11 protein-coding genes are annotated in these 16,210 nt (G+C 43.9%); 4 read left to right on the plus strand and 7 right to left on the minus strand.

What is annotated here, in order from left to right:
* Nucleotides 1–63: 63 nt before the first annotated feature.
* The 7 genes from atpH to ACO1R6_RS03660 all read right to left on the minus strand — a co-directional run bounded on the left by atpH (nucleotide 64) and on the right by ACO1R6_RS03660 (nucleotide 5,157).
* Entirely contained in the window at nucleotides 64–621 is a 558-nt protein-coding gene (gene atpH / locus ACO1R6_RS03630) for an ATP synthase F1 subunit delta (protein ID WP_486262258.1), read from the minus strand.
* 91 nt (nucleotides 622–712) lie between these two features.
* Nucleotides 713–1,207, minus strand: a complete 495-nt coding sequence (locus ACO1R6_RS03635; protein WP_486262260.1) for a F0F1 ATP synthase subunit B — start codon at nucleotides 1,205–1,207, stop codon at nucleotides 713–715.
* A gap of 175 nt (nucleotides 1,208–1,382) precedes the next feature.
* Complete coding sequence (atpE, locus tag ACO1R6_RS03640) at nucleotides 1,383–1,646, minus strand: ATP synthase F0 subunit C (RefSeq protein ID WP_146898122.1); 264 nt, start codon at nucleotides 1,644–1,646, stop codon at nucleotides 1,383–1,385.
* Between the two features lie 41 nt (nucleotides 1,647–1,687).
* Nucleotides 1,688–2,752: a F0F1 ATP synthase subunit A gene (gene atpB / locus ACO1R6_RS03645; RefSeq protein WP_486262262.1), complete on the minus strand. Its 1,065-nt coding sequence runs from the start codon at nucleotides 2,750–2,752 to the stop codon at nucleotides 1,688–1,690.
* 38 nt (nucleotides 2,753–2,790) lie between these two features.
* The gene (locus ACO1R6_RS03650) at nucleotides 2,791–3,180 is read right to left on the minus strand and encodes a hypothetical protein (protein WP_486262264.1); all 390 of its coding nucleotides are present in this window, start codon (nucleotides 3,178–3,180) and stop codon (nucleotides 2,791–2,793) included.
* A 44-nt stretch (nucleotides 3,181–3,224) separates the two neighbouring features.
* On the minus strand, nucleotides 3,225–3,461 hold the full coding sequence (locus tag ACO1R6_RS03655; RefSeq protein ID WP_486262266.1) for an AtpZ/AtpI family protein: 237 nt from the start codon (nucleotides 3,459–3,461) through the stop codon (nucleotides 3,225–3,227).
* A 430-nt stretch (nucleotides 3,462–3,891) separates the two neighbouring features.
* Nucleotides 3,892–5,157 (minus strand): asparagine synthetase B, encoded by a 1,266-nt coding sequence (locus ACO1R6_RS03660; protein ID WP_486262268.1) that lies wholly within the window; start codon nucleotides 5,155–5,157, stop codon nucleotides 3,892–3,894.
* 480 nt (nucleotides 5,158–5,637) lie between these two features.
* Here ACO1R6_RS03660 and porW point away from each other — a divergent pair, with 480 nt between their 5' ends.
* The 4 genes from porW (at nucleotide 5,638) to ACO1R6_RS03680 (ending at nucleotide 15,799) form a co-directional block, all read left to right on the plus strand.
* Nucleotides 5,638–8,535: a type IX secretion system periplasmic lipoprotein PorW/SprE gene (gene porW, locus ACO1R6_RS03665; RefSeq protein ID WP_486262270.1), complete on the plus strand. Its 2,898-nt coding sequence runs from the start codon at nucleotides 5,638–5,640 to the stop codon at nucleotides 8,533–8,535.
* 6 nt (nucleotides 8,536–8,541) lie between these two features.
* Nucleotides 8,542–10,869 (plus strand): penicillin-binding protein 1A, encoded by a 2,328-nt coding sequence (locus tag ACO1R6_RS03670; RefSeq protein WP_486262271.1) that lies wholly within the window; start codon nucleotides 8,542–8,544, stop codon nucleotides 10,867–10,869.
* A 574-nt stretch (nucleotides 10,870–11,443) separates the two neighbouring features.
* The gene (gene uvrC, locus ACO1R6_RS03675) at nucleotides 11,444–13,270 is read left to right on the plus strand and encodes an excinuclease ABC subunit UvrC (protein ID WP_486262272.1); all 1,827 of its coding nucleotides are present in this window, start codon (nucleotides 11,444–11,446) and stop codon (nucleotides 13,268–13,270) included.
* A gap of 318 nt (nucleotides 13,271–13,588) precedes the next feature.
* Complete coding sequence (locus ACO1R6_RS03680; RefSeq protein WP_486262273.1) at nucleotides 13,589–15,799, plus strand: FUSC family protein; 2,211 nt, start codon at nucleotides 13,589–13,591, stop codon at nucleotides 15,797–15,799.
* Nucleotides 15,800–16,210 lie beyond the last annotated feature (411 nt).

A 16,210-nucleotide genomic window follows, 5' to 3' on the forward strand; every position in this document is an offset into this window, starting at 1 on the left:
TTATTATGATAAAAGCTTTGCGATTATTCTGGCTATAACAGTTTACATTATGCCGGAATTCCATTAAAGCTTATTAATGTAAGGATTTTCTTTAAACTTACTTTTTAAGTTGCGCAGGTTAGTCCGGATAGAATCATCTACCTGGGTGTCGCCAATACGTAAAATTAAACCGCCAATTAAACCGGAGTCTACTTTTTCTATCAGTTGAATTCTTTTGCCGGTTTGCTGGGCTATTTTCTGTCCTAACTGGGTTCTGAGTTCGGCAGTAAGGGGCGTAGCAGTAGTTACGTAGGCAATTTCAATGCCTTTTAGCTGGTTGTACTGCTTCTCAAATTCGGCAGCAACACTGGCCAAAACAGCTTCCCGGTTTTTTTGCGTTAAGAGCAGGAAAAACTTTAACGTTAAATCGCTTACCTTACCAGTAAATAAACTTTGCAATACGGCCAGTTTTTTACCGTGATTTATAATGGGGTTGCCCAGGAAAAGCGCAAAATCGCGGTTTTCTTTTACTGTTTTGGTAAACAGCTTCATATCTTGCTGCACCTGTTCCAGAATACCTTTTTCCAGGGCCAGGTCGAGCAGAGATTTTGCGTACCGGGAAGCAACTCTTATATCAGACATGTATTTAGTTTTTAGTTATTAGTTTTTAGTTATTCGCTTGATTAGAGATTACTTAATTTAAAACTAAGCCCTAACTGCTAATTACTAACTACTAATTCAAGTTTACTTCTTTAATATAATCGTTCACCAAAGCTTGTTGCGCAACCGGGTCACGTAATTCGTGCTTCAGAATACGTTCGGCAATTTCTATAGAGAGCGTAGCGGCCATGTTTTTAACTTCGGTTAAAGCAGCTTTCTTTTCGTTGTCGATGGCTTCGCGGGCATTAGCAATCATACGGGTACCTTCGTCGTTGGCCCGGGCTTTGGCTTGCTCTATAATTGAATTACCAGCGGCAGAAGCTTCGCGTAAAATACGGTCGCGCTCGCTACGGGCCTCTTGCAATAATTTTTCATTATCGGCTTTTAAAGCCTGCATCTCCAGCTTTGCCTGGTCAGCCATGCGTAACGCCGACTCAATAGAATCTTCGCGCTGGCGCAAAGACGACATAATGGGCTTCCAGGCAAACTTAGAAAGCAAAAACAATACAATAACAAATGTAATGGTTTGCCAAAAAATAAGGCCAATACCCGGAGTTACTAATTCCATTGGTTAATTACTTAAAAGATTAATTTTAAATTAAATCAGAGGCATAGCCTCCACCCAAATATTTATTCTTCTTCTCTATATTTAAAACAGCAAGCAATTTTCTTTTTGGGTTTTCAGCGGTTCGCGCTCAAAGGCATGCCCTAAGAACCGAACCGTTGAAAACCGCCAGGCTTTACTAGCCTTTGAAAGAAATAAGAAGACAAACTACCACACCAAACAGGGCAACACCTTCAATAAGAGCCGCCGCGATAATCATCGCAGTTTGAATACGGGCAGTAGCTTCTGGCTGACGGGCGATAGACTCCATGGCCGAACCACCAATTCTACCAATACCTAAACCGGCACCCAGGGCAACCAAACCAGCACCGATACCGGCACCCATAATGGCTAAACCTGTACCCAGGCCTAATCCTGCTTGAAGCAACAATGCTAATAACATAGTATTAAAATTATAGAGTTAAAAAAATAAAAAAATCTTAATTAATGATGGCCACCATCGCCATGTCCCATATCATCAGCATGGTCGTGTTCTTCGGTGGCGCCGCCAAAATACATGGCCGTAAGCAAAGTAAATACATAAGCTTGCAACAAAGCCACAAACAACTCCAGGAAGTTCATGAATACGGCAAATGCCACACTTACCGGCCCGATAGCAACACTCTCGAAAATAAATATTAAAGAAAATAAACTCAGAATAATAATGTGACCGGCCGTAATGTTGGCAAATAACCGGACCATTAAAGAGAAAGGTTTAGTTAAAATGCCTACCAATTCTATCGGAATCATAATCGGCAGCAAGGCTACCGGCACGCCCGGCGTTTTAAAAATGTGTGCCCAATAAGCTTTATTAGAGCTAAACAGGGTAACAATTAAGGTAAACACCGCCAATACCAAGGTAACTGCAATATTTCCGGTAAGGTTAGCACCACCTGGCATTAAGCCCAGCAAGTTGTTAAACCAGATAAAAAAGAAAACCGTGAGCAAATACGGCACGTAGCGCTCGTATTTAGGACCAATATTGGGTTTGGCTACTTCGTCGCGGATAAATATAATAATGGGCTCGAAGAAAGACTGAATACCTTTAGGCGCTTTGCCCGCATTACTTTTATAGCGGCCGGCAATAGTAAAGAATATAATCAGCAACAAAGCCACGCTTAAGAACAAGGAAGCCACGTTTTTAGTAATTGAGAAATCCAAAGGCCCGGCATGATGCTCTTTTCCTTCGGCATCGGTCTCTACAATTGGCTCGCCTGCTTCGTTGGCATAATAAATATGCCCGTGCTCTTTTACATAGCCGTTGTACGGTTTCAGGGTGCCGTGCTCGTCGTAGAAATTGCTGGAAGAAAAAATATCCAGACCGTTTTTACCGTATAAAATTACCGGCAAATGCAAAGTTGCGCCGTGGGCAAATTCCCAACTGTGCTCATCGCCAATGTGATGGGTAATCATTTGCCCCGGGTCAAATTTACCGCCTTCTTCGGCTGGTTCGGCAGCAAAAGCTGAAAACGTTAATAAGGAGAAAAATATTGAGAATAACTTCTTCATTAAGAGTTTCTTATAAGTGAAATTTAGCCTTCTAAATTTCATTCCGATACCTGCTTTTTCGAAATTCGGCGCAAGTTACTTAATATGCTATAGATTTCAAAACCAGTATAAATAAAATAAATCAGAAAGAAATTTGACGCAAACTGTAATTCCCGTTGTGTGGCAAAGTACACGTAGAAAAAAACCACGAACATACACAACAGTACCCGAAATACCGAGGAACCAAAATAATAAAGCTGAAAGCTGCCCGCATCCTGGCTAATGCCTTTCCGGATAAAGTAAAAAGTAAGACCGGTAATTGCGGCAAAGAACACTAAAATATAACCGGCGTACGGATGTACCCACTTATAACCGGTATAATGAATAAGCACTCCCATGCCGGCACCCAGGAGTATTGATAAAATAATAAGATTACGGAGAAAAGGCATTGGTTTTAATTCTGGCACAAAATTACGTGCCAAAAAGTATAAACCTATTTTTTTGTTACAGATTTAATAATCATGTACATGGAGGCAATAACGCCCAGCAGCATTAGGCCAATGGTCCACCAGGGGTTGGTATTACCTTGCCGGTTATCTAAAGTTTGGCCACCCCAGGCGGCCAGCACCAATACAGCAATCATCTGGAACCCTAAACCCGAATATTTAAGGTAAGGCTTTAGCTGGTCTTGCCGCGATATATTTTTAGGAGATTCCGGATCGGTAGCCATAAGAAAAAGAAGAAAAGTCTGTAAGTAACTAAACGAAAAACCAGCGGCTCGGTTAGGCTACTAAGCTTGCTATAATTGTGGCAGCCTAAATATACATGTACACCTTATATTATAGGTATAAATTAGCTACCAATTTCTGTATAACTCCGGGTTATAACCAGCCCGGCCGACAAAATATTATCAACGTAAAAATTGCTTATAGCTTCGTAAGAAATACCCTATAATTGCTCATTAATCTGGGGTATTCCAAGCTAGTTCCTGGCAGCACTTTAAGCTAGAGCTTAGACAAGGGATTGAAGGCAAGTTTAATATAATTACCGTTAAATAATCAAGCCAGAATATTCTAGTCAGTACAATATTCCCTGCAAGCTTTAATGATAATATTACCTGACAGCTGGCATTTACCTACGTTAGCGCCTCCGGTAATATTTTAGGTTTTCTGCTTTTTCTTTTTAGCTGCCGGAAATAAAATATTGTTCAGAATCAGGCGATAGCCCGGCGAGTTGGGGTGCAAGGCCAAATCGGTGGGTTCTTCGCCAGGAACGTGAATATAATCTTCGGGGTCGTGGCCGCCGTAAAAAGTCCAGGTGCCTTTACCGGTAGTGCCGTTCATGTACCGGATTTCATTGGCTGCTTTGGTTTCGCCCATAACCGTGGCTTCTGATTTTACGTGCTCTTTCTTAAACGCGGTAGTCTGGCCCATAAACCCTTTTATCGTTTTTTCGTGGTTTTGCGTGAGCATGGTTGGCACTGGGTCCCACTTCGCCGAAAACGTAAACAGCTGAAAAAAATCATTTTGTTCGTACAGGTTTCGCTCCCGCCGCTGGTTATCAATACTCGAAAATTCGCCGTCGAAAGGATTTAGGTTTAACCAGAAATCTTTAAAAGCAAAAGTTTTGTTAAAATCGAGCTTTTGTTGGGCATTAGGGTCTATGCCGTCGCCGTCAAAAATAGCATCTACAATATCTATGCCTTCGGCGGCCAGGGCAATATCGTAGGTATCGGTGGCCGAACACATAGCAAACATAAAACCTCCGCCGGCCACGTATTCTTTTATGCGTTTGGCTACACCTAATTTCATCTGCGAAACTTTGCTGTAACCGTACTTTTTGGCAATATTTTCTAACTCCTGGCGCTGTGCCCTAAACCAATCCTGGTTGCGGAACTGCCGGTATGTTTTGCCGTACTGGCCGGTAAAATCTTCGTGGTGCAGGTGCAGCCAATCATATTTGAGGAGTTTCTGGTCCAGCACTTCTTCATCAAACACTAAATCAAACGGAATCTCGGCGTAAGTAAGTACCAGCGTAACAGCATCGTCCCAGGGCTGCTGGGTTTTAGGGGAATAAACGGCTATTTTAGGCACTTTCTCCAGCTTCATTACATCCATATTGGCTTCGGGGCTGCTGATTTGCAGGGTAATATTCTGGTACTGGGCATCGGAAATAACGCTGTAACTTACCCCACGGGCTACCAACTCACTTTCTAAAGCCGGTAAATGCTTAAAAGCAAAGCTGCCGCCCCGGTAGTTGAGCAGCCAGTCTACTTCCTGTTGTTGCTGCAGCACCCAGTAAGCTACCCCGTACGCTTTCAGGTGATTTTTCTGCGATTCGTCCATGGGAATAAACAGCTCTGTGGCGGCCGCTTTAAAGATTAAAAGCAACGTAAAAGCACAGCCAAGGGTAAAGCTTTTTATCATAACCCTAAAATGTTGGGGTGGAGAAACAAATATAAAAAAATAGCCAATAATATTACAGCAAAACCAGCTTAAATATATTAGTAATTAACACCTTAGCCGCCACTAATCAAACAATATTTCAGAAGTTGTTCTACAAGCTGATTGCGCAGACTGGCTGTAACCAAACCGGAAATATTTAGAAAGTGACACTTTATTTTTATTCTTGTAAAACCCCCATTCAAGGTGCAAGTTCGGTTTTTGAGGCTCCCGGTATTTTCCTATTTCAGCTATTTATTAAATTGCTACGGTATTTACCCGGCTATTCTTTATTTTAGCATTTTTATAATTTATTTATATCTCACCCAAAATCCTTAATTTTACTTTTTAGTTTGAACTAATTGAGCAGCCCTAAAAGTTAAAACAGGTAATATATACCAAACGGCAACGTTATTTAATATAATGCAAGCGGTTGTAGTTATTGATTAATACCTAGCGCATATTTTGAATAAAATTTATTTATACCTCTGTTTTTGCCTGATTGGTCTGGGCCTGGCGGCTTGTTCGGCCGAACGGAATGGCCTTATTGGCAAAGCTTATCAGAACACCACCGCCCATTATAATGCGTATTTTCTGGGCAATGAGCGCCTGAAAACTTTAGAAGCGGATGTAACAGCCAAAGCAATTCCGGATTATAACCGCCTGTTGCCTATTTTTCCGGTAATAGACTCGGTTACGGCGGCCGGTTATAAAAAAGAACTGGAAGAAATTGTTAAAAAGGCTTCTTACCCCATTCAAAAACACACCTCCAGCGACTGGACCGACGATAGTTACCTGCTAATTGGCAAAGCGCGTTTTTACGGATTGGAATACGACGAGGCCATTAGATCCTTTAAATACGTTAACAGCACCAGCACCAACGATAAAACCCGCCACGAAGCCCTGGTCTGGCTCATGCGCTGCTTTATTAACACCGACGATCTGGCCAGTGCCAAAGCAGTATCGGATTTAATGAAAAAGCAATTTCTGACGAAAGAAAACGCTCTGCTGCTTTTCCTGACCCGGGCCCAGTACTATTTACTGGTAAAAGAAAACAAACTAGCCATAGACAACCTGAAACTGGCCATACCGCTCATTCCGAAGAAAGACGAAGAAGCCCGTATCCGGTTTATTCTGGCTCAACTTTACCAGGAAACGGACCAGAACAAACTAGCCCAACAGCAATTCCATAAAATCCTGCGCAAAAATCCGCCTTACGAATTAAATTTTCACAGCAAATTGCACCTGGGGCAGGTAACCGAGATTTCAGATGCCAGCAGCGCCGAAACGGTGTATAAATATTACCGCAAGCTGCGTCAGGACGCCAAGAACAAGGAATATTTAGATAAAATTTATTTTGAAATGGCTCGGTTTGAGTTAAAGCAAAACAAACCCGACCAGGCCCTGCAATATTTAACCCAGTCGGTAAAGGCATCTACCACCAACCAGGCCCAAAAAGGTTATGCTTATTTACTCGCCGGCCAGATTTATTACGATAAACTGCAAAAATATGGCTTGGCACAGGCTTATTACGATAGTGCTGTACAAGTATTGCCCCCTACCGTGCAAGATTATGCGGCGGCAGCCGAACGGCGCGATATTCTAAATGAGTTTGTAAAGCATTATACCGTTGTAACCCGCGAAGACAGCTTACAAGCCTTAGCGGCCCTGGACAAAGAAGCTTTAGATGCCCGCATTGAGGCTATAATTAAACAGCAGGAAGAGCAAAAAGCACTGGCCGCCCGTAAAGCTGCCGAAGCCGCTGAAAAAGCAGCTAATAATTCGAGGGATAATAACCGAAATAATATGGCCGGTAACCTTTCGAATAACAATGCCGCTGCTGCCGCTTTTAACCCGTCGCCCGGTGGAGTTTGGTATTTTGATAACCCGGCTACCGTTGGTTCGGCAAAATCTGAATTTATCCGGCGCTGGGGAAACCGTCCGCTCCAGGACAACTGGCGCATTGCCCGCGCCCAAACGGCCGGCGGTGCCCAACCCGATTTAGCGGCTATTTCGCCGGATGCCTTACCTGGCAACGCACCGGCTGAAGATGCCGCAGCACAACCCGAAGCGCTCCGCAATGCTTTACGCCAGGATATTCCGCTAAGCCCCGAAATGCGCGCCACCTCCAACCAACGGGTAGAAGAAGGATTATTTGCGCTGGCCAATATTTACCGGCACCAGTTAAACGAACCCGCTCATGCTATTGAAACTTACGAGAAACTTCTAACCCGTTTCCCGACCTCCAGGTTAGCGCCCGAAGTAAATTATGGACTGTATCTGTTGTACAAAGAAGCCAACGACCCGAAACAAAATACTTACGCTGCCCGCATAAAACAACAATACCCCGATAGCCGTTACGCTAAGCTGATTGACGAACCCGAGTATATGGTTAAAGTTTCGGCGGGCAATGTAAAAGTGCGCCAACTCTACGATTCGGCTTTTACCTTTTACAAAGCTGGCAACTATACGGCTTCCGGCAATGTGGTAAACCTTATACGGCAAAGCTACCCCGAGGCCGAATTAATGGATAAAATTGCTTTTCTGCAGGTATTAATATTAGCTAAAACCAGTTCGATGGAGGCTTTTAAAGCCAGCTTGCAGCAATTTTTAAATACTTACCCCAGCAGTAATTTAAAAGCGACGGCCCAACGCTACCTCGATTCGTTTGCATTGTACGAAAGCGGCAAATTATCGGAGGCAGAGTTTGATAAAGCCCACCCGGAACTGGCTAAACTGCCGGTTACCAATGTTAGCGAAAAAACGGTTCCGCTACCCGCTACCGAAAAACCGGCGCCAATTACCAATGGCGTAACAAAACAAACTACTGGTAAGCCCGCTAATAATTTACCACCAACCAATACGGCTACTTCGCCGCCGGTAGTAACCAACCAGCCGGCACCATCGGCTCCGGTAAACAATGCCCCGGCTAATAATCCGGCACCTAATAATGCCAATGCTGCAACGCCAGGTTCTGCTCCCGTACCGGCTCAACCCTTGTATGCGGCCGTAAATCCGCAGGCTCCGCAAACGGTAGTAATTATTTACCCCAAAGACCAGGCGGCTTTTGCCGGCATTGCCGATAAAATAAAAGCTTACAACGACCGCTATAATCGCGCCGATAACCTGACTGTGGAAACCCTAGCCTTCAATCCTAGCCAGGAAATGGTTATTATCCGCGAATTTACCAATGGGGCCAAAGCTAAATCGTACACCATAAAACAAAAAGCACCCCAATCGCCATTAAGTAAAATAAGAGGTATAGAATTTGCTACCTTTGTGATCTCTTCCGAGAACTTACCGGTTTTACAAAAAGACGGTAACCTGGAAGCGTACCTTACCTTTTATAAGAATAATTACTAATACTCCATGTCTGTTGCCCGTACCCCCAAAACTGCTACTGCCCGTGCTAAAAATTACGCTAAACTTGTTTCGGGTATCTGGTTGGCCTTTATTGCCGGCTTGCTGGGCTTTGCATTGTTTGTATTTGCCGTTAGCATCAACTTTTTAGACCTCTTTGGGGAACTGCCAGATTTTAAAACTTTAGAAAATCCCCAAAGTGAACTGGCATCAGAAATGTATTCGGCCGATAACGTGCTAATGGGTAAATATTTTACGGAAAACCGTGTACCGGCCGAATATGACGAACTTCCCCAACATTTAGTAGATGCCTTAATTGCCACTGAAGATGTACGTTTTGAAGAACACTCGGGCATAGATTTTAAAGGTTTGCTGTCGGTGGTTTATTACGCCATGAGTGGCCGTAGCCGGGGTGCCAGTACGCTTACCCAGCAGGTGGCCAAAAACTTATTCCGGACCCGTGCCGAAACCAGCCGCGAGGGTTTACTTGCCGATATACCCGGTTTGCGCATGCTCATTATTAAAACAAAAGAATGGATTGTAGCTATCCGGTTAGAGAAAGCATACTCCAAGAAAGAAATTTTAATGATGTACCTGAATACCGTGGAGTTTGGCAGCAATGCCTTTGGGGTTAAATCGGCAGCAAAAACATTTTTTAACAAAGCACCTAAAACTTTAACCTTAGAAGAATCAGCCTTGTTAGTGGGCATAGTGAATGCGCCTTCCCGGTTTAGCCCGGTAAGCAGCCCCGAACGTTCCAGAAGGCGCCGCGATTGGGTGTTATCGCAAATGCGGAAATACGGTTTTATTGATGAGCCGGCTTACGCTACCGCCGTAGCCCAGGATATCAAATTACAATTTCAGGTAGAAAACCAGAATAATGGCATTGCACCTTATCTCCGCGCCGAAGCCGGTAAATGGCTGTTAAAATGGGCGCGCGATAACAGCTACAACCTCTACTCCGATGGCTTAAAAATTTATACCACCATCGACTCTAAAATGCAGCAACACGCCGAAGATGCCGTGCAGGAACACATGAAAGCGATGCAAAAAATATTCTTCGAGCACTGGAAAGGCCGTAAACCTTGGGCCGACGAGAATGGCCGTACCATACCGGGCTTCCTGGAAACTGCTATTAAACGAACCGAGCGCTACATTAGCCTGAACCGGCGATTTGAAGGCAACAAGGATTCCATTAAATATTACCTGAATAAAAAAATACCGATGAAGGTATTTACCTGGGAAGCGCCCGGCGAAAAAGAAGTAGTAATGAGCCCAATGGATTCCCTGGCTTACTACAAACACTTTTTACATACCGGTTTTATGGCTTTTAATCCGTTAGATGGCAATATAAAAGCCTGGGTGGGTGGCACCAATTATAAATATTTTAAATACGACCACGTAAAACAAGGCCGCCGGCAACCGGGTTCTACTTTTAAGCCGGTGGTATATACCGCCGCCATCGACCAGGGTTACTCCCCGTGTTACGAAGTACCCGATATACCAGTAACTTTCCCGGCCGAAAAAGGACGGGAGGCTTATACCCCTAAAAACAGTGACGGTAAATACACGGGCCGGAATTATACCTTGCGCGAAGCCCTGGCAAATTCTATTAATACGGTTACCATGTTCCTGGTTAAAACCTTAACTCCAGAAACTGTAGTAAAATATGCCGAACGCCTGGGCGTTGGTAAAAACCTGGAACCGGTGCCCTCCATTGGGTTAGGTATTCACGAATCTTCGGTGTACGAAATGTCGGCGGCTTACGGCACCTTTGTAAATAAAGGCGAATGGACCGAGCCCATTTACATTACCCGCATCGAAGATAAAAACGGCAACTTACTTTTCGAAAATCATCCGCGTACCAACCCGGTTTTAAGCGAAGAAACCGCTTATCTGATGATTCACATGCTAAAAGGAGCGGCCGATATTAGGTTGGCTACGGCCTGGCACGGCTTGCGGAACCGCTATAAGCTGAAAAACGAAATAGGGGCTAAAACCGGAACTACCCAAAATCACTCCGATGCCTGGTTTATGGGTGTAACGCCTGATTTGGTGTGTGGCATGTGGGTAGGCGGCGACGACCGGAGTATTCACTTCCGAAGTGCTAATTACGGGCAAGGCAATAAACTGGCTATGCCTATCTACGGGCTGTTTATGCAAAAAGTATACGCCGATAAAAGCCTGAGCGTATCGAAAGAGCCTTTCCCAAAACCGCAAAATTTACCGGTGGAAATAGATTGCAGCAAATACAAAACCGGTATTATCAACGATACCATTAGCCAGGACCAAATATTACAAATGCCAACCAAACCTACCGGCGAAGAATCTATTTAAAATTAACTGCCGGTTAGTGGTTAGGCTTTAAAAAAGTAGCCTTTATCTTACCTGAAGTGTTTCAGTAAAAGTAACTACGATTAGGACACAAATATCAAATGGCTCATTTGCTGTAAAGTTTTCTTCCTATTTCTGATATTTCCGGAGGAATTCTTCTGGGTAGAAAGCCATACCGGCAATTTACTCTAAAGCTTAATTACCTGTTTATCTTCCTTATCAGAAGACTCTTTAAAAATGACCGAAGCGTTCTGATGATAGCAGAAGAGAGCAAGTTGAGCTGCAGGAATCATGAACAGGCGCTGGAATCAACCAGATAAAATCTCCTGTCCTATTCTGAAGCCCCGAAACAATTTCAAAAAACTTGGTTTCAACCCAATTTCAGAATAATTTTCAGCTACAAATATTAAACCGGCAATAAACAAAACGTATCATAAACCGGTAAATATTCATTAGGGTATTTATTCGTTTAAAACCCTGCGGATTAAATTTAGCCGCGGGTTTAAGAAAAAACTTATTCTGTACAGTATTATCAAATTAAAAATATTTAAATTTTCCGGTTGAAGAGGAGGATATTATGGCTGCCGACGAGCGCTTAAAGGAAATTATAAGTCATTTGCCGCACAAGCCGGGCATTTACAAATTTTACGACGACCACCAGATTATTTACGTGGGCAAAGCCGTGGATATCCGCAAACGGGTAAGCAGCTATTTTAATAAATCTAACCAGCACAACAAAAAAACGCTTAAACTCATTTCTAATATCCGGAATATTGAGTTTACCATTGTCGATACCGAATCGGATGCGTTTTTGCTCGAAAACAGCCTGATAAAGCAGCACCAGCCCAAGTACAATATTTTACTTAAAGATGGCAAAACATACCCCTACATTTGTATTACCAACGAGCGTTTCCCACGGGTGCTGAGTACACGGAATAAAATAAACGACGGTTCTAGATACTTTGGACCTTACGCCAGCATTACCTCCATGAATGTGCTGCTGGAAATGGTGCGGAGCTTATACCCGCTGCGGACCTGCACCTATAATTTATCGCCGGAAAATGTAGCCCGTGGTAAATTTAAGGTTTGTCTGGAGTACCACATTGGCAACTGCAAAGGCCCCTGCGAAGACCTCATCGACGAAGACAGTTACAACCAGCACATACAGCAAATCCGGAGTATTTTGTCGGGCAATTTAGGTACGGCCAAAAATTATTTTAAAGAAAAAATGCTGGAAGCGGCTCAGGAAATGCAATTTGAGCTGGCTCACAGCTTTAAGCAAAAGCTAGATACGCTCGAAGATTTCCAGGCCAAGTCTACGGTGGTGAGTAATACACTTACCAATATTGATGTATTTTCGATTACCTCGAACGAGAAGTGCGCATTTATAAATTACTTAAAAGTAGTAAACGGCGCTATTATCCAAACGCAATCTTTGGAAATTCAGAAAAAGCTGGATGAGGCCGATGCCGATATTCTGGCGTCAATTATTGTGCAGCTGCGCCACGAGTTTGAGAGCGACTCGAAAGAAATTCTCGTTAATATTGAATTGACTTTGCCCCTAGATGGGCTTACCATAACCGTACCCCAAATTGGCGACAAACGCAAACTGCTGAATCTTTCTTTAAAAAACGCGATGTATTTGCGCAAAGAAAAAGAAAGCATGAACGAAAAAGCCAAAGATACCAACGAGGTGCGTATTATGGAAACCATGAAAAAAGAAATGCGCCTGGCCGAGCTGCCCAAGCACATCGAGTGTTTTGATAACTCTAACTTCCAGGGCGATAACCCGGTGGCATCGATGGTTTGTTTCCGGAATGCCAAACCGTCTAAAAAAGATTACCGCCACTACAACATTAAAACGGTAGTAGGCCCCGATGATTTTGCCTCGATGTACGAAATTGTAACGCGCCGCTACCGCCGCTTACTCGACGAAGGCACGCCCCTACCCCAGTTAATAATTATTGATGGTGGTAAAGGCCAGTTAGGAATGGCGGTAAAAGCTTTAAAAGATTTAGGTATTTACGGCCGCATGGCTGTGGTGGGCATTGCCAAACGCCTGGAAGAAATATTTTACCCCGGCGACACCTTGCCGCTGTACATCGATAAAAAATCCGAAACGTTGCGGTTAATTCAGCGCATCCGGAACGAGGCGCACCGTTTTGCCATTACTTTCCACCGCAGCAAGCGCGACGCAGGCACCCTCAAAACCGAAATAACCGAAGTAAAAGGTTTGGGTAAAGCCACCGCCGATAAATTATTAACCAAATTTAAATCGGTAAAGAAAATACGGGAATTAAGCGAGGCCGAATTAATAGCCGAAATTGGCAAAAGCAAAGCCCGCGTCTTACTCGATTATTTCCAGAACGAAGCTTCGGGCCAAAATACTCCGGCGGCAAAATAGAGCGGGTGGCAGATATTATAATTTTCTAGCGTAAAACGGTATCTGCCAATTATTAAAACCATAAAAATCATTCTGCTCCTTGGGTACTTTCTGAGTTTGGATATTAGTAAGTAAAACCACCTGGTTGCTTTGCCGGTATACTAGCCAGCTTGCCCCTGTATATTAATTTAGCTCTTTTAAGCGGGTACTTGCGAGAAAGTAACAGTGGTTATATTTTAAATGAATATTTTACTGATTGCCTTGTTAGATTTGCATTAAGAATGATTTATTTACGTAGGCAAACTATTTAAGCCCGATACCGCCAGTAGCCCCTAAAGCATGTTCAGCACCTCTTTTTATACTTACCTGAAAGCTTTTTTGCGGAGAGAATATTTTAACCCGGATGTTTTACAGGCCTCCATTAGCTCGCTGGGTTTAGTAGTACCGCTGGTGGTAGCCTATTGGGTAAACGAACCGCTGGTTGGTAGCATTGGTGCCATTACGGCCCAGGTTTTATCCGGCACCAAGTTCCAGACTACTTATCCGCAACGCGCCCTTATTTTATTTATGGGTTTGTTGTTTATTGGCTGCTGTGCCTTAACGGGCACTTTTGTGAGTGGTAATTTCTGGCTCACTATTATGGCCATGGTAATAATTGCCGGGGCTTCGTCGCTGGCCAAAGAAGTAGGCGCGCATGGGCAGCAGATTGGGTTCTGCGGAGTAGTTGTGTTTTTAATTGCCCTCAGCCCACCACATTCGGTGGCGGTAGGCCTAGACCGCTTTATGGCGGTTTGGTTGGGTGGTTTGTGGGCGGCTTTTATTTTCTTATTTTTCTGGCCGTTCCGACCCGATTTACCTTATTATTCTAATTTAGCCCGCTCTTGGGAACTGGGCAGCAACATGGCCGCATTTTTAGCCAATACCACCAGCAAAGCTGATCTTGCCGAACGGGTTCAACAAAAAGATATTTCGCTGCGGCACGCCATAAACGATGTGTTGCCTTACCTGCGGTTAAACAACAACCGGTACTTTCATATTCGGCGCGATTTGCTTAAAGTGGTGCGGGCCTCGTCGCGGTTTGGCGCTACTATTATGGCCATGAACCACGCCCTCGAACACTTGCGCGACCAGGAATACGGGTATAAATTTATGCCGGCCGTACAGCAACGTTTATTACTGGCCGCCGAGGCGGCCAAAGGTGTAACCAATGCGTTGGTACTGGGCCGGGACCGGGATATTCAAAATCTGCAAAACCGGGTTTTGCACCTGAAAGCAGCCATAAATGAACTGCACCACCTGTATAATTTACACCAGGCCAATAATTTTCCGGCCCGTTTAGATTTACACCGCATTATAACGTTACTGCAATCGGCGGCCCGTTACCTCGACGATGCCCTGCTGCTGCTTACCCGTTTGCACCAGAAAAAAAAACTAGCGCCGCCGGTAGCAGTATCCGAACGTATTATTCCGCGTAAAGTACCGGCTTTTAAAAAACTGCTCCGGTTTAAAAATGTATCGCGGCAGCATACCGTACGGCTGGTGCTTATGAGCGCCCTTGGCATTGCGCTTTTTATGGCTTTTGATATTCCGCGGGGATATTGGATTGTACTTACCGTTATGGTGGTATTGCAACCCGATTACGGTACTACCCAGCAAAAAGCCTGGCAGCGGGTGGCCGGCACCTTTATTGGCGGGCTTTTGGGTACTGTGCTGTTAATTCATGCTTTCCCGATCGGCTTTTTTATTTTAGCCGTAGCTTTATTGTCTTTTTTATCTACTTATTTCCAGCAGCGTAATTATACCGTATCGGTTATATTTTTAACCATGATGCTGGTAGCACTTTTCGAGATTTCCGGCCCGGTAGACTGGCACATTGCAGCTAACCGGTTTATGGCTACCGTACTAGGCGTAATTTTGGCCATGGCGGCGGCATTCTTACTCTGGCCCGAGTGGGAAAGAACCAAAGTACGGCCGATTATGGCGCAAGGCTTTCGGGCAAATAATCATTTGTTAACCCAGCTTCACCACGAACTGGTAAGCCAAACTGGTTTTCACGCCCGCATTATTGCCTCGCGCCGGAAAGCCGAAACCGCTAATCTGGCTATCGACGATTCGGTAAAGCGGTTGCAATTAGAGCCAGGTACCAAAAAAGAAAAAATAAAAATTGCCCGCAGTTTGGCTTTCTACAATGGCCGGCTTACGCGTGAGTTAACTTCGCTGGCCGCTTTGCTACCGCAACTTAAATCCGATTCGGATAGCTACCCCGAAGCAGAGTCTTTTTTACGCGAAGCGGGTAATTTACTGGAAGCCGCCATTACAGCTATTATTTCAGAACAACCTTTAACCATTACTGTTCCGGCTACTTTACCTTTTGCCGATACGCCTTTACACGCCAACGTGCCTTTGCCCAAAACGGCTACCACTCCTACGGCTAATTTGCAGGAAGATACCGAGATTTTACACCACGAACTTATACATGAGCAATTAAACAAAATAGCAGATGCTATTTACAACCTGGCTAAAGCGGTGCAATTATTAAACGAATTATAATCGACGTTCTGTTACTTAAATAACGTGAACCCGCGAATTAATCATCAGTTAATTTAATGTTAATCAATAATTTGTATATAATATTCAACAACAATCAATTGTTTAGAAAGTATCATAACTTCAAATGATGTCCTATTTACGGTAGTTTCCACTTGATTTGACAAAGAAAACACTTTACCAAAAACAGGTATTTAAGGCAAAAGGACTTTAAGAGCATGAAAACAGCATATTTAGAAGCTTTTAATTCCCGAGTTCACGTTAAATAAATTGCTCAGCACGGAAGAATTAATTGTAACAAGACCATTCTTTGCAGGCAATCTTTCCGGCGTTAACAAAACAGGGCAAGAACAACCAAAATTGCCCTTGCCCTGGAAAAAAGAAAGATATGAAAACAGTAAATATCTTAGAGCA

It is taken from the genome of Adhaeribacter sp., assembly GCF_057359045.1.